The sequence below is a fragment of the Micromonospora globosa genome, from assembly GCF_000717585.1.
GTDB classification, from domain to species: domain Bacteria; phylum Actinomycetota; class Actinomycetes; order Mycobacteriales; family Micromonosporaceae; genus Micromonospora; species Micromonospora aurantiaca.
In genome coordinates this window covers 16,532-41,954 of record NZ_JNZR01000017.1, presented here as the reverse complement: position 1 = coordinate 41,954, position 25,423 = coordinate 16,532, and the positions used below count along the sequence as shown (strand labels likewise).

At 72.9% G+C, this 25,423-nt stretch carries 22 protein-coding genes; 6 read left to right on the top strand and 16 right to left on the bottom strand.

Annotated features, from left to right (window positions below; genetic code table 11):
* Nucleotides 1–33: 33 nt before the first annotated feature.
* From IF06_RS0116590 to IF06_RS0116580, 3 genes are all read right to left on the bottom strand, one after another.
* Nucleotides 34–1,722, bottom strand: a complete 1,689-nt coding sequence (locus IF06_RS0116590; RefSeq protein WP_030272055.1) for a S8 family serine peptidase — start codon at nucleotides 1,720–1,722, stop codon at nucleotides 34–36.
* An 88-nt stretch (nucleotides 1,723–1,810) separates the two neighbouring features.
* Complete coding sequence (locus IF06_RS0116585; protein WP_030272053.1) at nucleotides 1,811–2,509, bottom strand: HAD family hydrolase; 699 nt, start codon at nucleotides 2,507–2,509, stop codon at nucleotides 1,811–1,813.
* Nucleotides 2,506–3,468, bottom strand: a complete 963-nt coding sequence (locus IF06_RS0116580; RefSeq protein WP_091332117.1) for an EamA family transporter — start codon at nucleotides 3,466–3,468, stop codon at nucleotides 2,506–2,508. The genes IF06_RS0116585 and IF06_RS0116580 overlap by 4 nt, the downstream gene beginning before the upstream one ends.
* A 72-nt stretch (nucleotides 3,469–3,540) precedes the next feature.
* Here IF06_RS0116580 and IF06_RS0116575 point away from each other — a divergent pair, with 72 nt between their 5' ends.
* The gene (locus tag IF06_RS0116575; RefSeq protein WP_013288914.1) at nucleotides 3,541–4,089 is read left to right on the top strand and encodes a CGNR zinc finger domain-containing protein; all 549 of its coding nucleotides are present in this window, start codon (nucleotides 3,541–3,543) and stop codon (nucleotides 4,087–4,089) included.
* Here the strand turns inward: IF06_RS0116575 and IF06_RS0116570 are convergent.
* The 6 genes from IF06_RS0116570 to IF06_RS0116545 all read right to left on the bottom strand — a co-directional run bounded on the left by IF06_RS0116570 (nucleotide 4,053) and on the right by IF06_RS0116545 (nucleotide 13,181).
* Nucleotides 4,053–4,652 (bottom strand): GNAT family N-acetyltransferase, encoded by a 600-nt coding sequence (locus tag IF06_RS0116570; RefSeq protein ID WP_013288915.1) that lies wholly within the window; start codon nucleotides 4,650–4,652, stop codon nucleotides 4,053–4,055. The two genes, IF06_RS0116575 and IF06_RS0116570, sit on opposite strands and share 37 nt — an antisense overlap.
* A gap of 54 nt (nucleotides 4,653–4,706) precedes the next feature.
* Nucleotides 4,707–6,107, bottom strand: a complete 1,401-nt coding sequence (locus tag IF06_RS0116565; RefSeq protein WP_036310969.1) for a class II fumarate hydratase — start codon at nucleotides 6,105–6,107, stop codon at nucleotides 4,707–4,709.
* Between the two features lie 53 nt (nucleotides 6,108–6,160).
* On the bottom strand, nucleotides 6,161–9,142 hold the full coding sequence (locus IF06_RS0116560) for an AfsR/SARP family transcriptional regulator (RefSeq protein ID WP_013288917.1): 2,982 nt from the start codon (nucleotides 9,140–9,142) through the stop codon (nucleotides 6,161–6,163).
* Between the two features lie 248 nt (nucleotides 9,143–9,390).
* Nucleotides 9,391–11,058, bottom strand: a complete 1,668-nt coding sequence (locus IF06_RS0116555) for a fumarate hydratase (RefSeq protein WP_013288918.1) — start codon at nucleotides 11,056–11,058, stop codon at nucleotides 9,391–9,393.
* A gap of 76 nt (nucleotides 11,059–11,134) precedes the next feature.
* Nucleotides 11,135–12,571, bottom strand: coding sequence for a PQQ-binding-like beta-propeller repeat protein (locus IF06_RS0116550; protein WP_084588822.1), 1,437 nt, complete (start codon nucleotides 12,569–12,571; stop codon nucleotides 11,135–11,137).
* Nucleotides 12,572–12,692: 121 nt separating this feature from the next.
* Nucleotides 12,693–13,181, bottom strand: coding sequence for an Lrp/AsnC family transcriptional regulator (locus IF06_RS0116545; protein WP_013288920.1), 489 nt, complete (start codon nucleotides 13,179–13,181; stop codon nucleotides 12,693–12,695).
* Between the two features lie 140 nt (nucleotides 13,182–13,321).
* Here IF06_RS0116545 and hppD point away from each other — a divergent pair, with 140 nt between their 5' ends.
* The 4 genes from hppD to hisC are packed head-to-tail and all read left to right on the top strand — an operon-like array spanning nucleotide 13,322 to nucleotide 17,417.
* Nucleotides 13,322–14,527, top strand: a complete 1,206-nt coding sequence (gene hppD, locus IF06_RS0116540) for a 4-hydroxyphenylpyruvate dioxygenase (RefSeq protein ID WP_030272046.1) — start codon at nucleotides 13,322–13,324, stop codon at nucleotides 14,525–14,527.
* A 10-nt stretch (nucleotides 14,528–14,537) separates the two neighbouring features.
* Nucleotides 14,538–15,242: an RDD family protein gene (locus IF06_RS0116535; RefSeq protein WP_225319507.1), complete on the top strand. Its 705-nt coding sequence runs from the start codon at nucleotides 14,538–14,540 to the stop codon at nucleotides 15,240–15,242.
* A gap of 55 nt (nucleotides 15,243–15,297) precedes the next feature.
* The gene (locus IF06_RS0116530; RefSeq protein WP_030272045.1) at nucleotides 15,298–16,317 is read left to right on the top strand and encodes an RDD family protein; all 1,020 of its coding nucleotides are present in this window, start codon (nucleotides 15,298–15,300) and stop codon (nucleotides 16,315–16,317) included.
* On the top strand, nucleotides 16,314–17,417 hold the full coding sequence (hisC, locus tag IF06_RS0116525) for a histidinol-phosphate transaminase (protein ID WP_030272043.1): 1,104 nt from the start codon (nucleotides 16,314–16,316) through the stop codon (nucleotides 17,415–17,417). Before IF06_RS0116530 ends, hisC begins: the two co-directional genes overlap by 4 nt.
* Nucleotides 17,418–17,538: 121 nt before the next feature.
* Here the strand turns inward: hisC and IF06_RS0116520 are convergent, their stop codons facing one another.
* The 5 genes from IF06_RS0116520 to IF06_RS0116500 all read right to left on the bottom strand — a co-directional run bounded on the left by IF06_RS0116520 (nucleotide 17,539) and on the right by IF06_RS0116500 (nucleotide 21,906).
* Nucleotides 17,539–18,792, bottom strand: a complete 1,254-nt coding sequence (locus IF06_RS0116520; RefSeq protein ID WP_030272041.1) for a PQQ-binding-like beta-propeller repeat protein — start codon at nucleotides 18,790–18,792, stop codon at nucleotides 17,539–17,541.
* 67 nt (nucleotides 18,793–18,859) lie between these two features.
* Nucleotides 18,860–19,342, bottom strand: coding sequence for an SRPBCC family protein (locus tag IF06_RS0116515; RefSeq protein WP_013288926.1), 483 nt, complete (start codon nucleotides 19,340–19,342; stop codon nucleotides 18,860–18,862).
* A gap of 114 nt (nucleotides 19,343–19,456) precedes the next feature.
* Nucleotides 19,457–19,666: a DUF397 domain-containing protein gene (locus IF06_RS0116510; protein ID WP_013288927.1), complete on the bottom strand. Its 210-nt coding sequence runs from the start codon at nucleotides 19,664–19,666 to the stop codon at nucleotides 19,457–19,459.
* Nucleotides 19,667–19,843: 177 nt separating this feature from the next.
* The gene (gene fahA, locus IF06_RS0116505) at nucleotides 19,844–21,043 is read right to left on the bottom strand and encodes a fumarylacetoacetase (protein WP_030272039.1); all 1,200 of its coding nucleotides are present in this window, start codon (nucleotides 21,041–21,043) and stop codon (nucleotides 19,844–19,846) included.
* The gene (locus IF06_RS0116500) at nucleotides 21,040–21,906 is read right to left on the bottom strand and encodes a hypothetical protein (protein WP_030272037.1); all 867 of its coding nucleotides are present in this window, start codon (nucleotides 21,904–21,906) and stop codon (nucleotides 21,040–21,042) included. Before IF06_RS0116500 ends, fahA begins: the two co-directional genes overlap by 4 nt.
* A gap of 94 nt (nucleotides 21,907–22,000) precedes the next feature.
* On the opposite strand from IF06_RS0116500, the gene IF06_RS0116495 reads away from it, so the two are divergent.
* Nucleotides 22,001–23,167, top strand: coding sequence for a homogentisate 1,2-dioxygenase (locus IF06_RS0116495; protein WP_030272035.1), 1,167 nt, complete (start codon nucleotides 22,001–22,003; stop codon nucleotides 23,165–23,167).
* A gap of 55 nt (nucleotides 23,168–23,222) precedes the next feature.
* On the opposite strand, the gene IF06_RS0116490 is transcribed toward IF06_RS0116495, so the two are convergent.
* Together IF06_RS0116490 and IF06_RS0116485 are read right to left on the bottom strand one after the other, a co-directional pair.
* On the bottom strand, nucleotides 23,223–24,263 hold the full coding sequence (locus IF06_RS0116490; RefSeq protein WP_030272033.1) for an NAD(P)-dependent alcohol dehydrogenase: 1,041 nt from the start codon (nucleotides 24,261–24,263) through the stop codon (nucleotides 23,223–23,225).
* Between the two features lie 45 nt (nucleotides 24,264–24,308).
* Nucleotides 24,309–25,400 carry a tetratricopeptide repeat protein gene (locus IF06_RS0116485; protein ID WP_030272031.1) on the bottom strand — a complete coding sequence of 364 codons (1,092 nt, stop codon included), beginning with the start codon at nucleotides 25,398–25,400 and terminating at the stop codon, nucleotides 24,309–24,311.
* Nucleotides 25,401–25,423: the final 23 nt, after the last annotated feature.

Below are 25,423 nucleotides of genomic sequence, written 5' to 3'. Positions count from 1 at the left end.
ACTCCGGACACCGCCACCTCGGGGAAACTGTCGTTACGGTCGAACGTTGGGCTTGACCGGGGTCTTCACTGCGGCGTAGGCGTCGACGATGCCGTAGCCGTAGAAGCCGTTGAAGTTCAGCGAGCCCGCGCAGTACGCGTCGAACTCGGCGTCCCGGCCCTCGTTGGTGTAGCTCTGCAGCCGCGGCTCCGGGCAGGCGTGCTCGGCCGCCGTCCGGTAGAGGTGCTGCTCGACCAGGTTCGGCGCCATGCCGTAGCCGTTGCGGCCCTGCTTCTTGCCGTGCTTGCTCACGATCAGCGCCGCCACGCCCGAGACGTGCGGGGACGCCATCGAGGTGCCCTGGAGGTAGGTGTAGTAGCCACACTCACCCTTGGCGGTGCACTGCTTGAACACCGAGTTCTCGAAGCCGGCGACGATGTCGCCGTTCTCGTCGACCGACCCCTCCTCCTGGAGCACCTTCTTCGGGTACGTGGAGAGGATCATGTTGGCGTCGGTGCGGTACGTGTCGGTGCCGAAGCCGTCCCGGAACCAGCCACCCGGCGCCGCCACCGAGATCTGCTCGGTGCCGTAGTTCGAGTAGTCCGACTTCTTGCCGGACGGGCCGACCGCCGACACGCCGATCACGTGCGGGCCCTCGACCGGCAGGTCCCAGCAGGTCGCGTTGTCGATCGGGCGCGGGTACGGGTCGGCGCCGTAGTCCGGGCTGCTCACGTCGGTGCGCGGCGCGCCCAGGTCCTCGTGGTTGTTGCCGAGCGAACCGACGAGCGTGACGCCCTTGTGGTGGGCGAAGTTCAGCGCCCGCTTCATCGCCTCGATGACGGTCCGCTGCTCGGCCTGCGCCTCCGGCGAGTCCGCCGGGTTGGCGGTGCAGTTGTAGAGCCACGGGTCGACGTAGAAGGACATGTTCACCACGTCCAGCCCGGAGCGGCCCGCGTGCACCAGGGAGTTCACCACCGGGTTGAGGAAGAAGTAGCCGCTGTCCTGGCCACCCTTCAGCTCGACCAGGGAGACGTTCGGGGCCACGCCGGAGAGGCCGAAGCCGTTCGCGGCGGCGCCGATGGTGCCGGCCACGTGCGTGCCGTGCCCGCCGTCGTCGGTGCCGACCGGGTCGAGGCAGCTCGCCACCTCGCACGGGCCGTCGACCTCGGGGATGTCCGGGGCGAAGTTGCGCGACAGCGCCCAGTTGAAGTTGGGCGCGAGGTCGGGCTGGCTGGCGTCGACGCCGGTGTCCAGGATGCCGACGGTGACCCGGCGGTCGCCCGGCTCGATCTTGCGGGCCTTGTCGGCCCGGATCATGTCCAGGCCCCAGAGCTTGTCGTCGAGCGGGTCCATCTTCTTGCCGTTGTTCCTGGCGGCCTTGCCCTTGGTCGCCGCGGCGGCCAGCAGGTGCTCCTGCTCGACCCGGTCCAGCTTCGGCTTGCGGCCGATCGCCTTCTCCTCGGCGGCGCCGACCAGCGCGCCGGCCGCGGTGGCCCGGCTGGCGAAGTCCGCCCGGTCGCTGGTGACCTGGAACAGGCCGACGTCGTCGGTGCGGGCGACGACCTTGCCACCGGCGGCGGCGATCGCGGCGATCGCGGCGTCGGTGGAGACGCCGCTCTCGGCCAGCACGGTGAAGGTCCGGGTGTCCGACGGCGCGGCGTTCGCCGGGATGCTCAGACCGGTCACCGTGAGTGCCAGCGAGGCCGCAGCCGCGACCGCGCCGACGGTGAAGCGCTTGCTCACCACATCAGATCCTCTCGTTGAGGGACGTGGTGTCATCCCACATCACGGGAGCGGGTTCCGCCAGATCGACGTCCGTTATCGGCGGCAACTAGGCATTCGCGTTCGCCACGGTGGTGAGCACCGTGGACAGTCCGGCGAGCGTGGACACTTCGGCGTCCGGTTCGAGGCCCCGCGGGCGGGGCAGTCCGGCCCGGTTGAGCCAGACGGCACGCAGTCCGGCCCGCTGGGCGGCGGCCACGTCGTGCTCCGGCGAGTCGCCCACGTGGACGATGCGCGCGGCGGGCAGCCCGGACGCCGCCACCACCGCCGTGAAGAACTCCGGCGCCGGTTTCTTGGGCACGCCGCCCTCGTGCGCGTACACCTCGAAGGCGAACTGCCCGGCGAGGCCGCAGCGTTCGGCGCGGCTGTTGCCGTTCGTGGCGAAGCCCAGCACGTGGTGCGGGCGCAGCGCCGCCAGCGCGGGCAGCACGTCCGGGAAGGGGCGGCTCAGCGCGTACCGGCGGGCGAAGAACAACGCCGCGAACTCGTCCAGGTCCGCCTCCAGCCCGGCCCGGGCCAGCGAACGGGCCAGGGCGGCCCGCCGGATCTCCTGCACCGGGGAGGCGCTGAGCGCGCCGAAGACCGCACCCCAGTCCCCCTCCAGGTCCGCGAGCGCCACGGCGGCCGCCGCCGGGGTCCGCCGCCGCATCTCGTCGAGTACGGCGACGAGCGCGCCGGTGACCGCCGGGCGCAGGTCGACGAGTGTCTCGTCGGCGTCGAAGACGACGGCGCCGCGCGGCCCGCTCATCGCTCGCCGGTCAGCACCGGCTCGGCCGGCGCAGTCGCCGAGGTGGACGGTGTGCCCCGCAGTTCGTCCGCCCGGACCAGGGCGACGCCGCCCAGGATGAGCGCCCCGCCGGCCAACTGGATCAGGCTGGGCAGTTCGTCGAGCACCAGCCAGGCGATCAGCACCGCGAACATCACCTCGGTCAGCCCCACGAAGGAGGACAGCCGTGCCCCGAGCAGCCGGGTGCCGGCGACACCGGCGAGGTACGCGACCACGGCGGCGATCAGCGACAGCCCGGCGATCGGCACCAGCCAGCTCACCCGGTGCCCGCCGAAGGTGACGTCGGCGGTGCCGGCCGCGAGCGGCAGCGCTCCGATGCCGCCGAGCAGCAGCAGCGCCACCGCGCCGACGGCCATGCCACCGCTGGCCATCACCACCGAGGGCAGGCCCGCGTCGATCCGCCCGGCGATGACGAAGTATCCGGCCAGCCCGACGCCCGCGCCGAGGCCCCAGAGCACGCCCACCGGGTCGAGTCGTCCGGCGCCGGTGAGGTCGAGGACGAGCCCCAGCCCGCACAGGGCGGTGACCGAACCGGCCACCGTGAGCAGCCGGGGGCGCTGACCGTGGACCAGCCACATCCATCCGACCACGAGCACGATGCCGAGGTATTCCAGCAGGAGCGCCACGCCGACCGGGAGGTAGCGGACCGCGTTGAAGAAGCAGGCCTGCGCCGTGGCCACGCCGAGCAGCCCGAACAGCACCACGCTTCCCGCGTTACGGCGCAGCACTGTCCACCTGCCGCGCAGCGCCAGCACGGCGGGGACGGCGAGCACCAGCGCGGCGATGCCGACCCGGGCGATCACCACGGCGACCGCCGACCACTCGCCGGTGATCAGCGGGCGGGCGAAGGTGCCCGAGGTGGCGAACGTGATCGCGGAGAGCAGTGCCAGGCCGAGCCCGACGCTTGACCGTTCACGCATCGGCATCTCCTGGTCATGAGTCAAGGGAGGTTATGCTGATGACGCTAGGCGTAGCCTCCGACAGGAGTCAAGTTGCTTTTCGCCCATGACACCGAATGCGCGCTGGTCAGCGTCGCCGCACTGGTGAACACCGCCGGCGACGACCGGGAAGGGCTGCCCGACGTGGCCGCCCTGGACGCCTTCTTCACCGCCCACGGGTGGAGCGGCCGGCACGAGCACACCGACGCCGAACTGCGCCAGGTCCGCGCGCTGCGGCCCCGGCTGCGCCGCATCTGGTACGCCGACACCGACGAGGTGGTGACGATCGTCAACACGCTGCTGCGCGAGTCGCACGCGCTGCCGCAGCTCGTCCGGCACGACGACGAGCCGTACCACCTGCACGCCGTGCCGCGGGACGCGCCGCTGGCGACCCGGATGGCGGTCGAGGCCGCGATGGCGATGGCCGACCTGGTCCGGATGGGCGAGCTGAGCCGGCTGCGGCACTGCGACCACCCCGACTGCGACAACGTGCTCGTCGACCTGTCCCGGAACCGGTCCCGCCGGTTCTGCGACGCCGGGTGCGGCAACCGGGCCGCGGTGAGCGCCTACCGGGCCCGCAGGGCCGCCGCGTCCCACTCCTGACGCGTCGCGGGCCAGGCGTCGCGGCGCAGCTCGTACTCCACCTCGCCGTGCTCCGTACCCGGGATCGGGTCGTCGAAGGCCAGGTGGAAGGTGCGGACGTAGCGCAACCCGGCGCGGGCCATGACCGCGCGGGAGCGGTCGTTGACGGCCATCGTCTGGGCCCACACCCGGCGGACGCCGACCGTGTCGAACGCGTGCCGCACCAGCGCCCGCGCGCCCTCGGTGGCCAGCCCGTGTCCCCACGTCGCGCGGCGCAGCCGGTAGCCCAGCTCCGCCTCGCCGCCGTCGTCGGACGGGTCGAGCGAGTGCCAGCCGAGGAACTCTCCGGTGAACCGGTCGAGCGTCGCCCAGCGGCCGAGCCCGGGATGCCGGGCGTACTGCGCGAGCACCCGGGGCAGCACCTCGTCCCGGTACGTCCCGGCCTGGGTCGGCGCGCCACCCGTCAGGAAGCGCATGACCTCCGGATCGGCGTCCAGCGCCACCAGCCGATCCACGTCGTCCATCGTGAACCGGCGCAGCGTCAGCCGCGCGGTCTCCAGCAACACGCCGCCGTCGTCACGCACGGTCGGATCATGCCGCGCCCACTGTGACGGGTCGAGGCAATTACCGGCGCCGACTCAGGGGTGGGTCATCCGGAGCAGGTCCAGGGCCTCGTCCAGCTGGGTCTCGGTGAGCGTGCCCGAGTCGACGTGCCCCCGGGCGATCACCACCTCGCGGATGGACACCTGCTTGGCCAGCGCCTCCTTGGCGATCGAGGCGGCCTCGTCGTACCCGAGGTGGCGGTTGAGCGGGGTGACGATCGACGGTGAGCCCTCCGCGTACGCCAGGCAGACCTCGGCGTCAGCGACCAGGCCGGCCACCAGCCGCTCGGCGAACAGGCGGCTGGACGCGGCGATCAGCTTGATCGACTCCAGCAGGTTGCGGCCCATCACCGGGAGCATCACGTTCAGCTCGAAGTCGCCCTGCGACCCGGCGAAGGCCACCGCGGCGTCGTTGCCGATCACCTGGGCGCAGACCTGCCGCATCGCCTCGGCCACCACCGGGTTCACCTTGCCCGGCATGATCGACGACCCCGGCTGGAGGTCGGGGATGCGCAGCTCACGCAGCCCGGCGCGAGGGCCGGAGCCCATCCAGCGCACGTCGTTGGCGATCTTGTAGAGGCCGACCGCGATGGTACGGAGCTGGCCGGACGTCTCCACCAGCGCGTCCCGGGCGCCCTGCGCCTCGAAGTGGTTGCGCGCCTCGGTCAGCGGCAGCCCGGTCGACTCCCGCAGCTTGCCGATCACCCGGTCGGCGAAGCCCAGCGGCGTGTTGATGCCGGTGCCCACAGCGGTGCCACCCAGCGGCAGCTCGGCCAGCCGGGGCAGCGCCGACTCCAGCCGCTCGACGCCGTAGCGCACCTGCGCGGCATACCCGCCGAACTCCTGCCCGAGCGTGACCGGCGTGGCGTCCATCAGGTGGGTACGCCCCGCCTTGACCACCGTCTCGAACTCGGCCGCCTTCTCCTCCAGCGCGCCCGCGAGCTGCTTCAGCGACGGGATCAGATCCTCCACCACGAACTGGGTGGCGGCCAGGTGGATCGAGGTGGGGAAGACGTCGTTGCTGGACTGCGACGCGTTGACGTGGTCGTTCGGGTGCACGTCACGGCCCAGCTCGCGGCTCGCCAGGGTGGCGATCACCTCGTTGGTGTTCATGTTGGACGACGTGCCGGAACCGGTCTGGAACACGTCCACCGGGAACTGGTCGTCGTAGCCGCCCTCGGCGACGTGCGCGGCGGCGGTGGCGATCGCCTGCGCCACGTCCGCGTCGATCACCCCCAGCTCACCGTTCACCAGGGCCGCCGCCCCCTTGATCTGCGCCAGGGCCTTGATCTGGGCCGGTTCCAGCCCGCGCCCCGAGATCGGGAAGTTCTGCACCGCGCGCTGGGTCTGCGCCCGCCACAGCGCCTCGGCGGGCACCTCCACCTCGCCCATCGAGTCGCGTTCGGTCCGGTAGCCGGTCGCCTCTGGAGTCGTCACGCGTTCCATCCTGCCGCGCCACCGGTCGGTGTGCAGGGAAAGTGGCGCGGCCCTCAGCCCAGCTCGGCGAGCAGCCTCTCGGTCTCCCGCCGGTCCGGCGACTCGACCTGGCGGAACAGCGCCAGCGCCCGCCCGGCGTACCGGCGGGCCTGGTCGGGGTCGGTGTGACGCAGGCAGCGGGCCATGCCGTCGAGCGCGCAGGCCTGCTCGTAACGGGCGCTGAGCCGGGTGGCGTCGGTGAGCACCCGGCGGTGCAGGTCCAGCGCGCTGGCGACGTCCCCCTGGTCCAGCATCGCCCGGGCCAGCAGGTTCCGGGACGCACACTGCCCGCCCAGATCCCCGGCGTCGTTCATCGCCATCAAGGCCTCCCGATGCAGCGCGGCGGCCTGCTCCGGCCGGCCCTCCTCGCGCTCCATCATGCCCAGCTCGTTGAGCAGCTCGCCCTCGCCGTAGCGGTTGCCGATCTTGCGCTTCAACGTCAGACCGGTACGCAGGAGCCGCCGGGCCGGTCCACGCTCGCCGCGCCGGTGCCGGACCATGCCCAGGTGGCCGACGGCGTTGCCGAGCTGACGCGGGTCGCCGACCTGCCGGGCGAGCGCCAGATGGTGGCGGCACTTCCGCAGGGCCTCGTCGTACCGCCCGGACCACATCAGGCAGAGCGAGAGGTTGTTCAGCATGTTGGTCAGCGCGAACGGATCGTCCAGCCGGCGGGCGAGCGCGGCCGACGCGTCGTACATCTCGATGGCCTGCCTGTGGTGCCCGTCCACCGCGTAGGCCGTGCCGAGGTTGTCGAGCGCCTTCCGCAGCTCGACCGGCCGGTCGAGCCGCCGGTAGATGCCGACCACCACCTCCATCCGCCGGATCACCTCGGCGAAGCGCGCCCGGCGGTAGTCGGCCGACGCGAGATAGTTGTGCATCGTCGCCACGGCCTCGTCGTCGCCCAGACGCTCGGCGGCCCGCAGGCCGATCTGGTGCGTCTCGATCAGGTCGTCGAGGTGGCCGCCGTAGAAGTTGACGGTCCAGCCCACCCGGGCCAGCTGCCAGCTCTGCCGGAGGAAACCCTCGGCCTCCGCCAACCGGACCAACGCGGTCAGCGTCGACCGGTTCTCCTCCAGCCACGGCCGGCCGAGAACGACGGTGGCCGCCACCAGGTCGGGCCGTACCGGCTCCGATCGGGCGAAAATGCCGTGCGGAGCGGTCTGCTCCAGAGTCAGCGCGATGGCGGCGGCGACGTGCAGGTGATGATCGAGCAGCCGGGCGATCGCCGCCCGTCGCTCGTCGCCGGTCTCGCGCTCCGCCCCGAGCGTGTGGGCGTACTCCCGGATGAGGTCGTGCAACCGGTACCGGCCGGGCTCCACCTCCTCGACGAGGTGCGCGTCGACCAGTTCGTCGAGTGCGTCCTGCGCCTCCGACAGCGACAGCTCCGCGAGCACGGCCGCCACCCGGTTGTCGATGCGGCTGCCCGGGTGGAGTCCGAGCAGCCGGAACACCCGCTGCACCACCGGCGGCACCTGCTCGTACGACAGCGCGAAGGCACGCGCGACCGAGCGCTCCCCGACGGTCAGCTCCGCCAGGGGATCGGCCGCCCCGGCCAGGCGTTCGGCCAGGTCGGCCATCCGCCACCGCGGCCGGTGCGCGAGCCGCGCCCCGGCCAGCCGCAGCGCGAGCGGAAGGTGTCCGCAACGGCGCGCCACCTCCGCCGCCGCCTCCGGCTCGGCGTCGACCCGTTCCGCGCCGGCCACCCGGGCCAGCAGCTCGACCGCCTCGTCGGCATCGAGTACCGGCAGGGAGGTGGGCCGCCCCGCGTCCACGCCGACCAGCCTGCGGCGGCTGGTGATCAGCACGGTGCAGTCCCGCCCGTTGGGCAGCAGCGGGACGACCTGCGCGGCGTCCGCGGCGTTGTCGAGCACCACCACGGCCCGCCGGTCGGCCAGTTCGGAACGCCACATCGCCAGCCGGCCCGCCAGGTCGGCCGGAACCCGCTCGGCCGGCACACCGAGCTGCTGGAGCAGGATGGCCGCCGCAGCGGCAGTGCTCAGCGGGCTGCGGTCGCTGTGCCCGTGCAGGTCGACGAAGAGCTGCGCGTCGGGGAACCGGTCGACGAGCGCGCTCGCCACCTGAACGGCCAGTGTGGTCTTGCCGCTGCCGGCCATACCGTCCAGGAGCTGGACCCGGCTTCCCTCCTCGGCGACCTCCTTGACCAGCCGGGCCACGGTCTGCTGGCGCCCGGTGAAGTCGCTGATCGCCCGGGGCAGCGCCCGGACCGGCGCGGTGACCCGGCTCTCCGGCACGCCCAGCACCAGGTCGCCGCCGAGCACCCGCTGGTGCAACTCCTGCAACGCCGCGCCGGGCTCGATGCCCAGCTCCTCGGCGTAGATCCGGCGGCCCTCCCGGTAGACGGCGAGCGCGTCCGCCTGCCGGCCGACCGCCGAGAGAGCCAGCATCAGCTGCCCTCGCAGCCGTTCCCGCAGCGGGTTGTGCTCGACCGCCTCGGTCAGCTCGTCGACCAGTTCGGTCCCCCGGCGCAGCCGCAACTCGACGTCGACGCAGTCCTCCAGCACGGCGAGCCGCTGCTCGTCGAGCGCCTGGGCCCGCAGTCGCACCAGCCGGGCCGGGATACCGGCGAGCGCCGGACCGCGCCACAGCGCCAGCGCCGCCCGGTAGTGACGGCGGGCCTCGGCAAACCGGCCGGCGGCGGCCTCGGCGCGGGCCGTCTCCACGGCGCGGGCGAACATGTCGGCGTCGAGGTCGTCCGGCTCGATCCGGATGCCGTAGCCCGCCGGGTCGGTGACGATGGTCCCGGCCGGCAGCCCGAGCGCCGCAAACCGCTGCCGCAGTCGCGACACACAGATCTGGAGCTGGGTCCGCGCGGTCGCCGGGGGACGCTCCTCCCAGACGGCGTCGACCAGATCCTCCACCGGCACCACCCGGCCGGGGCGCAGCAACAGCATGGCGAGCACGGTGCGATCCCGGCCCGCGGTGACGGTGGCTTCGCCGCCGCCGACCCGCAAGGGCCCCAAGATCCCGAATCGCATCCGCGCCCCCGCCTGCCGCCATGCAACTTCCAGCAGCGTAGCCCGGCGGTCACCGAGCGGCGCGGCGAGGCGATAGCGATCCGATAGCGACGGCGCACAGACTCGTCACCGGTTGTCGGTGACGACATCCGACGGGGGCGGTGCGCCTGTCCGGCCACCCTGCCGGGCAGGCGCACCGATGTCGATGCATGACGAACACGCCGAGGGGCGCCCGGACCATCCCGGGCGCCCCTCGTGTACGTCTGCCGTCAGCGCCGGCCGACGGTGAGGACCGGCTTGGTGACCTCGGCGAAGAAGTCGTTGCCCTTGTCGTCGACGACGATGAAGGCGGGGAAGTCCTCCACCTCGATCTTCCAGACCGCCTCCATGCCCAGCTCGGCGTACTCGAGCACCTCGACGTGCTTGATGCAGTCCTGCGCCAGGCGGGCGGCCGGGCCGCCGATCGAGCCGAGGTAGAAGCCGCCGTGGGCCTGGCAGGAGCGGGTGACCTGGGCGGACCGGTTGCCCTTCGCGAGCATCACCATCGAGCCGCCGGCCGCCTGGAACTTCTCCACGTACGCGTCCATCCGGCCCGCCGTGGTGGGACCGAACGAGCCGGAGGCGTAGCCCTCGGGGGTCTTCGCCGGGCCGGCGTAGTAGACCGCGTGGTCGCGGAGGTATTGCGGCATCGGCTCGCCCGCGTCCAGCCGCTCGGCGATCTTCGCGTGCGCGATGTCCCGGGCCACGACGAGCGGGCCGGTCAGCGACAGCCGGGTCTTCACCGGGTACTTCGACAGCTCGGCCCGGATCTCGTCCATCGGCCGGTTTAGGTCGACGCGGACGACCTCCTCGGTCTCCAGCGTCTCGTCGGTGACGTCGGGCAGGTAGCGCGCCGGGTCGGTTTCGAGGCGCTCCAGCCAGACGCCCGACGGGGTGATCTTCGCCACCGCCTGCCGGTCGGCCGAGCAGGAGACCGCGATCGCCACCGGGCAGGAGGCGCCGTGCCGGGGCAGCCGGACCACCCGTACGTCGTGGCAGAAGTAGCGCCCGCCGAACTGAGCGCCGATGCCGAAGTTGCGGGTCAGCTCCAGCACCTCGGCCTCCAGCTCCAGGTCACGGAAGCCGTGCGCGCTCATCGAGCCCTCGGTGGGCAGCGCGTCGAGGTACTTCGCGGAGGCGTACTTCGCGGTCTTCAGCGCGTACTCGGCGGAGGTGCCGCCGATGACGATCGCCAGGTGGTAGGGCGGGCAGGCCGCGGTGCCGATGAGCCGCAGCTTCTCCTCCAGGAACTGCATCATCCGCGTGGGGTTCAGCAGCGCCTTGGTCTCCTGGTAGAGGTAGGACTTGTTGGCCGAGCCGCCACCCTTGGCCATGAAGAGGAACTTGTACGCGTCGGCGTGGCCGTCCGGGTCCTCGGCGTACAGCTCCACCTGGGCGGGCAGGTTGCTGCCGGTGTTCCGCTCGTCCCACATGGTCAGCGGGGCGAGCTGGGAGTAGCGCAGGTTGAGCCGGGTGTACGCCTGGTAGACGCCGCGCGAGATCGCCTCCGCGTCGGTGCCGTCGGTGAGCACGTGCCGGCCGCGCTTGCCCATCACGATCGCGGTGCCGGTGTCCTGGCACATCGGCAGCACACCGCCGGCCGCGATGTTGGCGTTGCGCAGCAGGTCGAGCGCGACGAAGCGGTCGTTCGGCGAGGCCGCCGGATCGTCGATGATCGCGCGGAGCTGAGCCAGGTGGGCCGGGCGCAGGAAGTGGGCGATGTCGTGCATCGCCTCGGCCGTCAGCGCGGTCAGCGCGCCCGGATCCACTGTGAGGAACCGGCGGCCCCCGGGGCCGTTGACGACGTCCACGCCCTCGTCGGTGACCAGGCGGTATTCGGTCTGGTCGGGACCGGTCGGCAGCAGGGGTGCGTACGAGAAGGCGGCGGCACTGCTCATGACCGAAAAGCCTAGGGCAGAGCTGTCGATCGGTGGCACCCGCAGGTCGGTCCTGGGACGACGCTCTCACCCGCTGTCACTTGCCGTCGGCGCAGAGTTCCCGTTTCGGTCCGCAACTTCCCTGGTCGCTGGGTGGGCGCCAGCTGCCTCCGGGGTCCGGCGCCACCGGCGCGCCGTCCTGGCCCGGCCCCGGCGCCTCGGACGTGCCGGCGCCCCAGCGGACGTACCCGATCTCCCGCCCCTCGCCGATGATCATGCCGTTCGGGCCGACCGCCAGCGCGTTCGCCGAGGTACGCAGCTCGACCAGCACCCGGCCCTCCCGCGGCTCGACCGCGATCAGCCGCGACGGCTTCTCCTCGCTGATCACCGCCGCGTACGGGGTGAGCGCCGCACCGCTCTTGCCGCCCGCAGGCCGGGTCCAGCGGGTCCGGTCGGCCGACAGTTCCCGCCCGAGCAGCGAGCCCTTGTCGGCGCTGCGCACCACGGCGTACCGGTCGTCCACGGCGAGCAGCTTCTCGCCGTCCGCGCCGACCTGGAGCAGCCGGCCGTCGTACCCGTCGAGCACCGCCTCACGCCCGTCCGGGGCGACCCCGATGATCACGTTGCGCCCGCCCTGCGGATCCTCCCGCTGCACGCAGCCGGCGTAGTCGGCGGTGCGCAGGTTGATCCCGGTACGCCGCCACACCTGCTGACCGGTGGCCGGGTCCACGGCGGTCACGGCGTAGTAGCAGCTCCCGTCGCGGGAGGTGGCCGCGATCCGCAGCAGCCGGCCGCCGACCACCGCGAGCCGCTCCTCGCGGCCGGGCTGGACGTTCTGGAGCACCCGGCCGGTGGCGGTGTCCACCACGTGCACCCGCCCGTCGACCGGGAAGCCGAGCAGCGGCGGGACGGACTCCGGCCCGGCCACCCCGCCGTCGATCCGGGTGGCGCCGAGCCGCCGGGTGCCCAGTAGTTCCGGGTCGTCGGCGAGCACGCCGCTGTGCACGCCGGGCAGGAACGCGCTCCACAGCGGAGCGGTGCCGCGCGGCTCCCAGGCGCGCAGCGTGCAGTCGGTGGCCTGCACGCAGTACGCGTCCAGCAGCAGGTTCCGGTAGGTCCAGACGGCGATCGCGCGGTCGTCGCGGCGGCGGGTCACGCCGCTGACCGGGTCGAGCACCTCGTACCCCTTGTCGAGCAGCCGGCCCACGGCGACGACCGACTCCCGGCCGCTGCCCGCGACCGCCGACCAGTCGGCCTTGCGCTCCCACAACTGGCCGCCGTCGGCGAGGTTGCGCGCCTCGATGCGGGTGCGCTGCTCGACGATCACTGTGTCGCCGGCGATGGTGACGCTGCGCGGCGTGCCGCCGACGCGCTGCTGCCAGACCACGTCCGGCTCGGAGATCGGCTTGCTGCGGTCGACCCAGTCCCACAGCGCCGGGAACGGGTTCCAGACGCCTGTCGCGGCGAGTACGACCACGGTGACGAGCCCGAGCAGCAACCAGCCGCGTACCCCTAGGCCCTTCACACCGCACACGGTAGCGACGATCACCGGTCCCCCGGGCCGCGTGCGGTGCGTGTCGCGGCGCTTCTTGGGCGGTCCGGGGTGTTAATAAGGGGCCCTTCCACCTCCGAAGGCGTTAACAGGGGGCCCTTCCTTACCCGCGGGCGGCGGAGCGGACCAGCGGCAACGTCCGGTACGGGATCTGCTCGGCCAGCGCGATGATGGTGGACGCGCGCCGGATGCCCTCCGAGGCGACGATCTGGTCGATGACCCGCTGGAGGTCGGTGTTCGACCGGGCGACGATCCGGCAGAGCAGGTCGCTGGAGCCGGTGATGGTGTGCGCCTCCAGCACCTCGGGGATCGCGGCCAGGTGCGCGGTGACCTGGTCGTGGCCGTGCCGCTGGCTGATCTCCAGGGTGACGAAGCTGGTCACCCCGAAGCCGATCGCGGCGGGGGTGATGTCCGGCCCGAACCCGGTCACCACTCCCCGGCCGACGAGCTTGTCGAGCCGGGCCTGGACCGTGCCGCGGGCCACGCCGAGGCGGCGGGAGCACTCCAGCACGCCGATCCGGGGCTCCTCCGCGAGCAGTTCGATCAAGCGAGCGTCCAGCTCGTCGAGCTGTACATCCTGACCAGTGTTCATGGTGTCCGACCGTACCGAATGCACAACCTGACCAGGAATAACGTCAACTGTTGCCCAACTCACTGCGGTCCGTAGATCCTCGCCGGAAGAGCACATCCACGGCGGCCCACGAGGCCGGCCGGTACGCGAGGGAGGCCACCATGACCCAGGCGATCGACCGACCCCAGTCGACCGAGGAGGTCGACGTCGACGCTCTCGTCGGCGCAGTCGACCACGACATCACCCGCGACCCGTTCCCGGTCAAGGGCATGGACCACGTCCACTTCCTGGTGGGCAACGCCAAGCAGGCCGCGCACTACTACTCCACCGCGTTCGGTATGACGTGCGTGGCGTACCGGGGGCCGGAGCAGGGCTACCGCGACCACGCGCAGTACGTGCTGACCAGCGGTTCGGCCCGCTTCGTGCTGACCGGCGCGGTCCGCCCGGACGCCGACGGCGCCGAGCACGTGGCGAAGCACAGCGACGGCGTCTCCGACATCGCGCTGGAGGTGCCGGACGTGGACGCCGCGTACGCGCACGCCGTGGCGCAGGGCGCGACCGGCGTGGTCGAGCCGCACGACGTCAGCGACGAGCACGGCACCGTGCGGATGGCGTCCATCGCCGCGTACGGCGACACCCGGCACAGCCTGGTCGACAGGTCCCGCTACACCGGCCCGTTCCTGCCCGGCTTCGTCGCTCGCGGCCCGATCGTGGACCGGCAGCCGATGATCGACGCCGGCCTCCAGCCGAAGCGGTTCTTCCAGGCGGTCGACCACGTGGTCGGCAACGTGGAGCTGGGCCGGATGGACGAGTGGGTCGAGTTCTACAAGCGCGTCATGGGCTTCTCGAACATGGCGGAGTTCATCGGCGACGACATCGCCACCGACTACTCGGCGCTGATGAGCAAGGTCGTCGCCAACGGCACCCGCAAGGTGAAGTTCCCGCTCAACGAGCCGGCCGTGGCCCGCAAGAAGTCGCAGATCGACGAATACCTGGAGTTCTACCAGGGCCCCGGCGCCCAGCACATCGCCGTGGCCACCAACGACATCCTGGCCAGCGTGGACGCCATGCGCGCCGCGGGTGTCGAGTTCCTGGACACCCCGGACTCGTACTACGAGGACCCGGAGCTGCGCGCCCGCATCGGCAACGTCCGGGTGCCGATCGAGGAGCTTCAGTCCCGCAAGATCCTGGTCGACCGGGACGAGGACGGCTACCTGCTCCAGATCTTCACCAAGCCGGTGCAGGACCGCCCCACCGTCTTCTTCGAGCTGATCGAGCGGCACGGCTCGCTCGGCTTCGGCAAGGGCAACTTCAAGGCCCTGTTCGAGGCGATCGAGCGCGAGCAGGAGAAGCGCGGGAACCTGTAACACTGTCCGCGTGACCCAGCCTCCTCCGAACCCGATGCCGCCGCCCGCCGGACATCCAGCCGCGGGCGGCGGCTTCGCGCCGCCCGGCGGACCGGCGGTGCCCGCGCAGCACGTTCCCCCGGGGTACGCCGGCCCGCCCGGCTACCCGCCGCCCGGTTATCCCCCACCCGGGTACGCCCCGGCGCCCGTCCCGCCCCCGGTGGCGCCGAACGGGCAGCCGCTGGCGGGCTTCGGCGACCGGTTGCTCGCCTACCTGATCGACACCGCCGTCGCCATGGCGGTGACGATGGCGCTGTTCGTGCCGGTGTTCTTCCTCGTCTTCTTCCGGATGATCGACGAGATCGAGCAGGCCGGCCCGAACGGTCCCGACGCGGTCGAGGTCTGGACGAGCGTGTTCCTGCCGCTGCTCGCCGCCGAGCTCGGGGTCCTGCTGCTGATGCTCGCCTTCTACTGGGTCTACCACGTCGAGTACGCCCGCCGGACCGGGCAGACGCTCGGCAAGAAGGTGATGAAGCTGCGGATCGTGCCGGTGCAGCCGGACGCCGCGCTGACCCGGGGCATGCTCGGCAAGCGCTGGGCCGTCGAGTTCGCCGGCGGGATGTTCGTGCCGTTCCTCAGCTACCTCGACGGTTTCTGGCAACTGTGGGACAAGCCCTGGCAGCAGTGCCTCCACGACAAGTTCGCCGGTACGGTCGTCGTTAAGGTTGGCCCGTGAGCGCGAGGAGTGAGCCGGGTCTGCGAGCCCCGCAGTCGGGAACTAGGACGGCATCGTGAGTTTGGAACCCGGCTGGTACGTCGACCCCGCCGACACGGAGACCCGCAGGTGGTGGGACGGCGAGGGCTGGATCGGCGCGCCGATCCCGGTCGACGTCACCCCGCCCGACGGCCCGCCGCCCCCCGAACCGGAGCCCGCGCCGGCCACCCCGACGCCGGCCACCGAACAGCAGGCCGCCGGTCCCGGCGGCCGCCCCGACGCGACCCCGACGTCCGGCGCGCCCGGCCGGCCGGGCCCGTGGCCGGGACAACCGGGTCAGCCCGGCCAGGCCGGCCCGTGGCCGGGACAGCCGGGTCAACCGAACCCGTGGCCGGGTCAGCCGGGCCAGCCCGGGCAGCCGGGACAGGCCGGGCCGGGCATGCAGGGACCGCCGCCGGGCTGGCCGTACCCGCACTGGCCGGGCGCACAGCCGATCCCCCGCCCACACGGACTGCCGCTGGCGTCGTACGGCGCCCGGCTGATCGCGCGCCTGATCGACTTCGGCGTGGTGTTCCTGCTCAACGCCGTTGTCAACGGCTGGTTCGTCTGGCGCTACGTCGAGGCCGTCTCCCCGTACCTGCGTGAATCGGTGCGCCGGGCGCTCAACGGCGACACGTCCACCGAAGGGCTGCCCCAGATCGACGACCAGGCCGGCGGCCTCCAGATCGCCATTCTCGTGATCGCCACCGCGCTCTGGTACGCGTACGAGGTGCCGTCGATGGCGGCGCGCGGTCAGACCTTCGGCAAGCGGCTGATGGGCATTCGCGCGCTGCCGGTCGAGGCGGACCAGCCGCTCGGCTTCGGCCGGGCCACCCGGCGCTGGAGCACGCTCGGCCTGCCGACGCTGCTCTGGTACTGCTGCGGGCTGGGTCTGCTGCTCCAGCTCATCGACGCGATCTCGCCCCTGTTCGACCACCCGCTGCGCCAGGCCCTGCACGACAAGCGGGCGCAGACGGTGGTGGTCCAGCTCCCCCGCAAACGTGACACCGGTACCACCCCGCCCGAGAGCGCCGACACCCCGGGAGACACCCCATGACCGAGACCGGACGCCACCAGCCTGCGCCGCGGCTCACCCGCGCCGACCTGGACGCGCTGCCCAACTACGTTCCCGGCCGCAGCCCCGCCGACCTGGCCCGGGAGCTGGGCCTGGCCGAGGCGATCAAGCTGGCCAGCAACGAGGTGCCGTACGGCCCGCTGCCGGGTGTGGTGGAGGCGGTCGCCGAGGCGGTCGCCGGTTCGCACCGCTACCCGGACATGGGCGTGGTGGCGCTGCGCCAGGGGCTCGCCGAGCGGTACGGCGTGGACGCCGACCGGATCGCCACCGGCTGCGGTTCGGTGGCGCTGGCCGAGCACCTGGTCCGCGCCACCTGCCTGCCCGGTGACGAGCTGCTCTACTCGTGGCGCTCCTTCGAGGCGTACCCGATCATCGCGGCGACCAGCGGCGCGACAAGCGTGCGGGTGCCGAACGACGCCGGCCACGGCCACGACCTGGACGCGATGGCGGCGGCGGTGACCGACCGGACCCGGATGGTCCTGGTCTGCAACCCGAACAACCCCACCGGTACGGCGGTGCGCCGGGCCGAGTTGGACCGCTTCCTCGACGCGATGCCGGACGACGTGCTCGTGGTGATCGACGAGGCGTACCGGGAGTTCGTCACCGACCCGGAGGTGCCGGACGGCCTGACCTACCTGGACCGGCCGAACGTGGCGGTGCTGCGCACGCTGTCCAAGGCGTGGGGCCTGGCCGGTCTGCGGATCGGCTGGCTGGTCGCGGCGCCGGAGGTGGCCGCCGCAGTGCGCAAGGTGGTCACCCCGTTCTCCACCAGCATGGCCGCCCAGGCCGGCGCGCTGGCCGCGCTCGCGCAGGCCGACGAGGTGGAGCGGCGCTGCGCGCTGGTCGTGGCCGAGCGGGACCGGGTCACCGAGGCGCTGCGCAAGTTCGTCCCGGACGTGCCGGACAGCCAGGCCAACTTCGTCTGGCTGCCGCTGGGCGACCGGGCGGTGGAGTTCGGCCGGGCGTGCGAGGCGCGTGGCGTGATCGTGCGCCCGTTCCCGGGCGACGGCGTCCGGGTCACCATCGGCACCCCGGCCGAGAACGACGCGTTCCTGGCCGCCGCCGAGGCCGCTCTGGCCTGACCGGGCGCGCCCGGCGCCGGTCCGTCAACCCCCTACGGACCGGCGCCGGGCGTCTTCGTCCGACCGATCAGACAAGAGCACTATAGGTGCTTTTGTCCGTTTTTAGGCTTGACTCGCCAGATCAGGTCACTGCCAGCAACACCGGCTCGGCCATCAGGAAGTAGCCCTGGTCGTCGTCCTCCGGAGCGGCCTGCTCCCGCAGCCGCTCCACAGCGACGTAGCCGTCCACCGCGTACGCCCGGCCCGGCCGCCAGCCGATCCCGTCGCGGCCCAGGTCGAGCACGAAACCCGACCGGGTCGTACCGGTGAGCGGGTCGACGGTGACCAGTTCCCGCCGGTCGGTCAGCAGGTGCACCCGCCCCGGCTCGGTCGCGAGCACCCGGGCCGGATGGATGTCCGCCCGGCGCCACAGCTCCTCGCCGGTACGCGCCGAGCGCCCGACCACCACCGGGCCGGACGTGTCCACCGCCCGCTCACCGTCGAGCACCGTGTCCGGGTGGTCCAGGCCCGGCGCGGCGGCCGGCTCACCCGGGTCGGTCACCAGCCAGCCCCGGCTGCCCGCGCCGTCCGGCCCGGCGGTACGCAGCCCGCGGCAACCGGAGTGCCCGTCGCGGCAGCCCACCGGCGTGACGACGAGCTGTTCCGGCGCGCCCGGCGGCCGCCAGCGGGTCCGCACCACACCGGTCGCCGCGTCCCGCAGCTCGACCGCGGCCGGGCCGTCGCAGCTGTCCACGCCGACCAGCTCACCGCTGGCGGTCGTGCCCACGTCGGACCGGCAACCCCTGCTCACGTCCGCATGCCAGAGCCGGCGGCCGTCGGTGAGGTCGTACCCGCCGATGCCGCCCGGACCGGTCGCGAGCAGCACGGCCCGCCCCTCGGACGTGCGCGCCACGTGCAGTCCGGCCGGATCCCAGACCGTGGCGGCGAAGGTGCGTCGCGGCTCCGGCACGGACCCCGGCTGCGGGCCGTCGGCCCGCCAGGCCACCCGTCCGGTACGCGCGTCGAGCGCCACCAGCTTCCCGTCGGACCAGCGGCTGACCACCGTAGTGCCCTCGGCGAGCACTCCGACCAGCGTCGCCGGCCAGCGGCGGAAGGACCAGAACGGGGTGACCCGGTGCCGTCCGGTGACCGGCTGGTCCGCGTACACCTGACGGGTGCCCGCGTAGACGCGGAGCCGGCCGTCCACGACGAGGGGCGCCACCGGCAGCCGCGCGAGCACCCCGGCGGTCGGCGCGGGCGCCGCCGGGTAGGGCTTCCGGGCCGGGGTGTCGACCTCGGCGGGCGCCAGCACCCGGACGACCACGGCGACCGACGCCGCGACGGCGAGCACCGCCACCAGCGCCACCACGGCCCGCCGCCTCGCGGCCTTCGCCATCCGTCACCTCCGCCCCGGCACCCTACCGGCCGCGTGCGGGCCGGGTACGGGGAGCGGCCGGGTCGGCTCAGGCGGCCTCGGTGGATCGGGCGGAACCGGCGGCCAGCGCCAGGTCGGCCAGGTCGCGCCGGAGCGCGCCCTCGACCGCGCGGGCGGCCAGGCCACCGAGGATCAGGGCCAGCACCCGCCCGTACGCCCGGGTCGGCACCGCCTCCTGCTCGACGGTGACCTCGGTGCAGCCGCGCCGCCGCCGCTCGACGGTGCGCAGCGTCCAGGTGATCCGGTAGTCGGCGCCGGCACCGCGCGACCCGAGCACCAGGCGGCCGGGCGCGACCGCCTCGATCACCTCGAACTCCTCCGGTTCGGTGCCGCCGTCCGGCCGGACGCGGGTCTCCCGCCACACGGTGCCCGGCCCGAACCCGCCGGTGCCGAGGACCTCGACCGCGTCCACCGCCGAGAGCCAGTCGGCGCGGGCCGGGAGGTCGGTGAGCAGCCGCCACAGATCGGCGTCCTGCGCTTCGATGAATGCGGAAACCGTCACCGTCGACATGGCACCTCCCGTGTCGTACACGGTACGGGCCGTGACCGGAAACGGGGAGCCTCCCGGTGACATTTCCACCACCGGTGCCCCCGGCCGGGGCACCGGTGTGTGGCGCAGGAGCGGTCAACCGCGGAGCGCGCCGCCCCGCAGCGCGGTGACGAACGCGGCCCAGCCCGGCGGGCTCACCGCGAGCGCCGGACCGTCCGGGTCCTTCGAGTCGCGTACGCCCACCACGCCGTGCTCGGCGACCACGTTCGTCGCCACCTCGACGCAGAGACCCTGATCGTTCGAGCGGCTACTGGTGCGCCAGACGGCACCGGTCAACTCGGTCATGCTCGGTCCTTCCTGTTTCGGCTTCCGCGGGTACGCCCTGGCCCGGCACCGCGGGCGGCTCCCGGCTCGACCGGGAGCCACCGGCCGGGGCGTAGGTGATCCGGAGCGATCAACGCCGAAGGAAACGGCCCCGGTCGCACATCGGGTGCGACCGAGGCCGGTTCGGAAGGTCGGATCTCAGCGAGCCGAGAGGATCGTCCCGGTGACCTCGCCCAACGCGACTGCGGTGCCGTCCGGGCCGGGCGCGGTGGCGGTGATCGTCACCGTGTCGCCGTCCTCCAGGAACGTCCGCTCGCTGCCGTCGGCGAACTTGACCGGCTCGGACCCGCCCCAGGTCAGCTCCAGGAACGAACCGACCTGGCCGCGCTCCGGACCGGAGACGGTGCCGGAGGCGTAGAGGTCGCCGGTACGCAGCGACGCGCCGTTGACGGTGAGGTGCGCGAGCTGCTGAGCCGGGGTCCAGTACATGCCGGCGAACGGCGGCTCGGCGACCCGCTCGCCGTTCCACTCGACCGACAGCGTCAGGTCCAGCCCGAGGCGCGGGGTGTCGCGCAGGTAGTCCTGCACCGGCGGGTCCTGGTCCGGCGCGGGCACGAACGCGTCGGACAGCGCCTCCAGCGGCGTCACCCAGGCCGAGACGGAGGTCGCGAACGACTTGCCGAGGAACGGCCCGAGCGGCTGGTACTCCCACGCCTGGATGTCCCGGGCCGACCAGTCGTTGACGAGCACCACGCCGAAGACGTGGTCGGCGAAGTCGGCAACCGGCACCCGCTCGCCGAGCAGGCTCGGTACGCCCACCACGAAGCCCACCTCGGCCTCGATGTCCAGCCGGACCGAGGCGCCGGTGGTCGGGCCCTGCGCGCTGGCCCGCTGGCCGGTCGGGCGGGTCACCGGGGTGCCGGAGACGACCACGGTGCCGGCCCGGCCGTGGTAGCCGATCGGCACGTGCTTCCAGTTCGGCAGCAGCGGCGGCTGGCCGGGCCGGAAGATCTGCCCGACGTTCGAGGCGTGGTGCTCGGAGGAGTAGAAGTCGACGTAGTCGGCCACCTCGAACGGCAGCGCCATCTCGACCTCGCGCAGCGGCACCAGCAGCGGCTCGACCGCCGCCCGGTGCTCCGGCTCGGTGAGCAGCTCGACGACCCGCTGCCGGACCGCCGTCCACTGCGGGCGGCCGAGCGCCATGAAGGCGTTGAGCGTCGGCCGGCCCAGCGCGCCGCCGGCCAGCACCAGACCGGCGGCCTCCGCGCCGGCCAGGTCCAGCGCGAAGTCACCGATGCGGACGCCGACGCGCGGCTCGCCCTCGCCGTGCCGGAACACGCCGTACGGCAGGTTCGTGACCCCGTACGGCGACCCTGCCACACCCGGAACCCAGCTCATGCCTCAAAGCCTCCGTTCACCAGCCCCAGCCGGATCAGATCGGTAAGTGGTTCGGAGATGCTGCACGAGCCGTACCCGACCCAGAGCGGACGCTCGGCGTCGCGGTGCGCCCGGGCCGGCTCGACCACGCGTACCGGGTCGGTGGCGGCGAGCAGCTCGGCCACGCCGTCCACCTCGGCGCCCCCGACGGCGGCGAGCGTGGCGCCCAGCACGTTGACGAAACCGTGGTGGTTGAAGCCGGTCTCCGGGTCGCGGTGCCGGATCGCGTGGTGCAGTCCGGCGGTGAGCTTGAACGGCAGCTTACGGTCCCGGCACGCGCAGATCACCGCGGCCAGCTCGACCGGGGTGGGGAACAGTTCCGCGGCGAGCCCGCCGGTGCGGAACTTGGCGGCCACCGGCAGCCCGCCGGCGCGCGCCTCGGCGAGCGTGTCGAGCGCGCCCATCAGCCCGAAGGTCAGCGGGATCTCCGCGTACACGGCGGCGCCGTCGAGCCGGCCGGCGAGCGTCATCAGCTCGGACAGCCCGGGTTGCGGGTCCTCGCCGCGCTTGGCGACCGGCGCTTCGATCTGCCGGGCGGTCACCCCGTCGGGCGCGAGCGCGTCCAGCGCCTGCGGGAGCTGGTCCAGGCCGGTGTCGCCGATCAGCCCGATCACCAGGCCCTCGGCCGGGTCCACCAGGCCGTTCAACGACCCGCGCTGGATCTCCGAGGCGGGCAGCAGCAGCGGGCCGACCATGTCCGCGTACCACGCGGTTCGGTGGGTGCGGTGCGCGATCACCGCGTCGGGCAGCGCGGCGTTGCCGGGCGGGAAGACCGCGGCGTCGTCCACCAGGCCGGAGAGGAGGCGGGGCACCTGCGTTGACACGAGACAAGAATGTACGGGACGCTACGAGGAACGGACAACAGCGTCCGATTATCGGACGCCACCGGCCGGAGAACGGGACATATCGGGAGGCGAGATGCCGTACTACCGCAGCGTCGGCGACGTGCCGCGCAAGCGCCACACCCAGTTCCGCCAGCCCGAGGGCACTCTCTACGCGGAGGAACTGGTCGGCCAGGAGGGTTTCTCCTCCGACTCGTCGCTGCTCTACCACCGGCACGCGCCGACCGCGATCCTCGCCGCCGAGGAGTACGCCCCGCCCACAGTCACCCGCGTGCCCAACCTGCCGCTCAAGCCGCGCCACCTGCGCACGCACAAGCTCGACGGCACCGGCGCGGACCCGGTGCTCGGCCGGCAGTACCTGCTCGCCAACGACGACGTACGCATCGCGTACGTGCTCGCCGACCGGCCGTCGCCGCTGTTCCGCGACGCCACCGGCGACCACTGCCTCTACCTGGAGGCCGGGTCGATGCGGGTCGAGTCGCCGTTCGGCGTGCTCGACGCGGTGGCCGGCGACTACGTCGTCATCCCCACCTCGACCATCCACCGCCTGGTGCCCACCGGCGACGAGCCGACCCGGCTGCTCGCCGTCGAGGCGTCCGGCCACATCGGGCCACCCAAGCGCTACCTCTCCGTACGCGGCCAGTTCCTGGAGCACGCGCCCTACTGCGAGCGCGACGTCCGGGGACCGGACACCCCGCTGCTGGTCGACGGCGAAGAGGTCGAGGTGCTGGTCAGGCACCGCCGCGGATGGACGAGGTACGTCTACGCCAACCACCCGTTCGACGTGGTCGGCTGGGACGGGCACATGTACCCGTGGGCGTTCTCCATCCACGACTTCGAGCCGATCACCGGGCGGATCCACCAGCCGCCGCCGGTCCACCAGACGTTCCAGGGTCCGAACTTCGTGATCTGCTCGTTCGTGCCGCGCAAGGTGGACTACCACCCGGCCGCCATCCCGGTGCCGTACAACCATCACAACGTCGACTCCGACGAGATGCTGTTCTACACCGGCGGCAACTACGAGGCCCGGCGCGGCTCCGGCATCGAGCAGGGCTCGATCTCGCTGCACCCGTCCGGCTTCACCCACGGCCCCCAGCCGGGCGCGGCCGAGCGCTCGATCGGTGCGGAGTTCTTCGACGAGCTGGCGGTCATGGTGGACACGTTCCGCCCGCTCGACCTCTGCGACGCGGCCGCCGCCTGCGAGGACGACGGCTACGCCTGGACCTGGGCGCGCAGGTCCTGACGTACGCGAGAAGGGGCCGCGCCCGGCACGGACGCGGCCCCTTCGCACGCGGTCGTCAGAACGTGGACGCGTCGATGACGAAGCGGTAGCGCACGTCGGAGGCGAGCACCCGCTCGTACGCCTCGTTGATCTTCTCGGCCGGAATCACCTCGATCTCGGCGCCCAGCCCGTGCTCGGCGCAGAAGTCGAGCATCTCCTGGGTCTCCGCGATGCCGCCGATGTTCGACCCGGCGAACGACCGCCGGGCCGGGATCAGCGAGAACGCGTGCACCGACAGCGGCTTCTCCGGGGCGCCCACGTTGACCAGCGTCCCGTCCACGGCGAGCAGCCGCAGGTACGCGTCCATGTCGAGGGTCGCGCTCACCGTGTTGATGATCAGGTCGAACGAGCCGGCCAGCTCGGTGAACGTGTCCTCGTCGGAGGTCGCGTAGTAGCGGTCGGCGCCGAGCCGCAGCCCGTCCTCCCGCTTCTTCAGCGACTGCGACAGCACGGTCACCTCGGCGCCCATCGCGTGGGCCAGCTTCACGGCCATGTGGCCGAGACCGCCCATGCCGATTACCGCAACCCGGCGACCCGGCCCGGCGTTCCAGTGCCGCAGCGGCGAGTACGTGGTGATGCCGGCGCAGAGCAGCGGGGCTGCGGCGTCCAGCTCGATGCCGTCCGGGATGCGCAGCACGAAGTCCTCGGTGACCACGATGGCCTGCGAGTAGCCGCCCTGGGTCGGCTCGCCGTCCCGGCCCACCCCGCCGTACGTACCGGTGCTGCCCTTCAGGCAGTACTGCTCCAGGCCCTTGCGGCAGTTGTCGCACTCCCGGCAGGAGTCGACGAGGCAGCCGACGCCGACCCGGTCGCCGACGGCGAACTTCGTCACCGCGGAGCCGACCTCACGCACCACGCCCGCGATCTCGTGACCCACCACGATCGGGTAGCGGGTCGGACCCCACTCGCTGCGCGCGGTGTGGATGTCGGAGTGGCAGATGCCGGAGAACTTGATGTCGATGAGAACGTCGTCCGGTCCGAGATCCCGCCGCTCGATGGTGGTCGGGGCGAGCGGTTCGGTCGCGGACGTCGCCGCGTAGGCATTGACGGTGAGCACTGATTCCCGCTTCCTTCAGCCGGTGTTTCCGGTCCTCCTACCCTCTCACCGGCGAGCGAACGCGGTGAATCCGGCCACCACCGACGCGGTGATCGCCCCGACCAGCGGCAACGGGCCGCCGACCAGCGCGTACACGAGCAGCAGCACCACCGCGGCGGCGGCCGCGTAGACCGGGACGACCAGGCCGCGCGACATCGCCTCCCGCAGGCCGGGCTGCCACGTCGCCGGGCGCCGCAGCAGCACCGCCACCCCGGCCACCGCCAGCACCGCGAACAGCCGGGACGCACCCGGCGAGGCCGGGGCCAGCGCCGCGACCAGCACACTCGCGATCAGGGACAACCCGGCCACCGACAGCAGGAGACGCCGGATGCCGGCGTCCACGGTCCGGACCGGGTCGGGACGGGCCACCGGCAGGTCGGCCATCGCGGTCAGGTGTTCCAGCGTCTCGGCGTACCGGCGTCGTTCCAGCCGGGCCACGCCCATGTCCTGCCCCGCCTCGCCCAGCCCTGGGTCCAGCCGCAGCGCCTCCCGGTAGGCCCGCTCGGCCAGGTCGAACAGTTGCAGCCGCACCGCGACCAGGCCCAGCACGAGGTGCGCCTCCGGCTCGTCCGGCGACAGCTCCACACCCCGCCACGCTGCGTCCAGCGCCGCCTGCCCGTTGCGCGACGCGGAGAGGACGGCGGCGGCACTGCGCTGCGCGTACGCGTCACCCGGCGCACGCGCCAGGATCTCGTCGGCGGTGGCGGCGGCGGGCTTCCAGCGTTCGAGGTCGAGCAGCGCGAACCCGCGCGCCACGAGCGCCGGCACGACCTCCCCGGCGACGGGTGGCACGGTGCCAGGCGTGTCGCTGGCTGGCGTCTCCGCGGCCGGCGTCCCGAGGGCGGGCGGTTCAGTGGCGGGCGGGCCGCCGGCGGCGGCCACAGCGGCCTCGGCGGCGGCGAGCGCCTCGGACGGCCGGTCGGCGGCCAGGTGCATCCGGGCCAGCATGGTCAACGCGGGCACGTGCGCCGGCTCGGTCGCGATCAGCGCGGTGAGTTCGCCGATCCCCTCGTCGTAGCGCCCCAGCTCGGCGAGCAGGTGGGCGCGTTGCAGGTAACCGTCGGCGGCGGACTGGTCGGGGGCGGCGTCACTCGGCATCCCGGCGAGCGTATCCGCCCGGA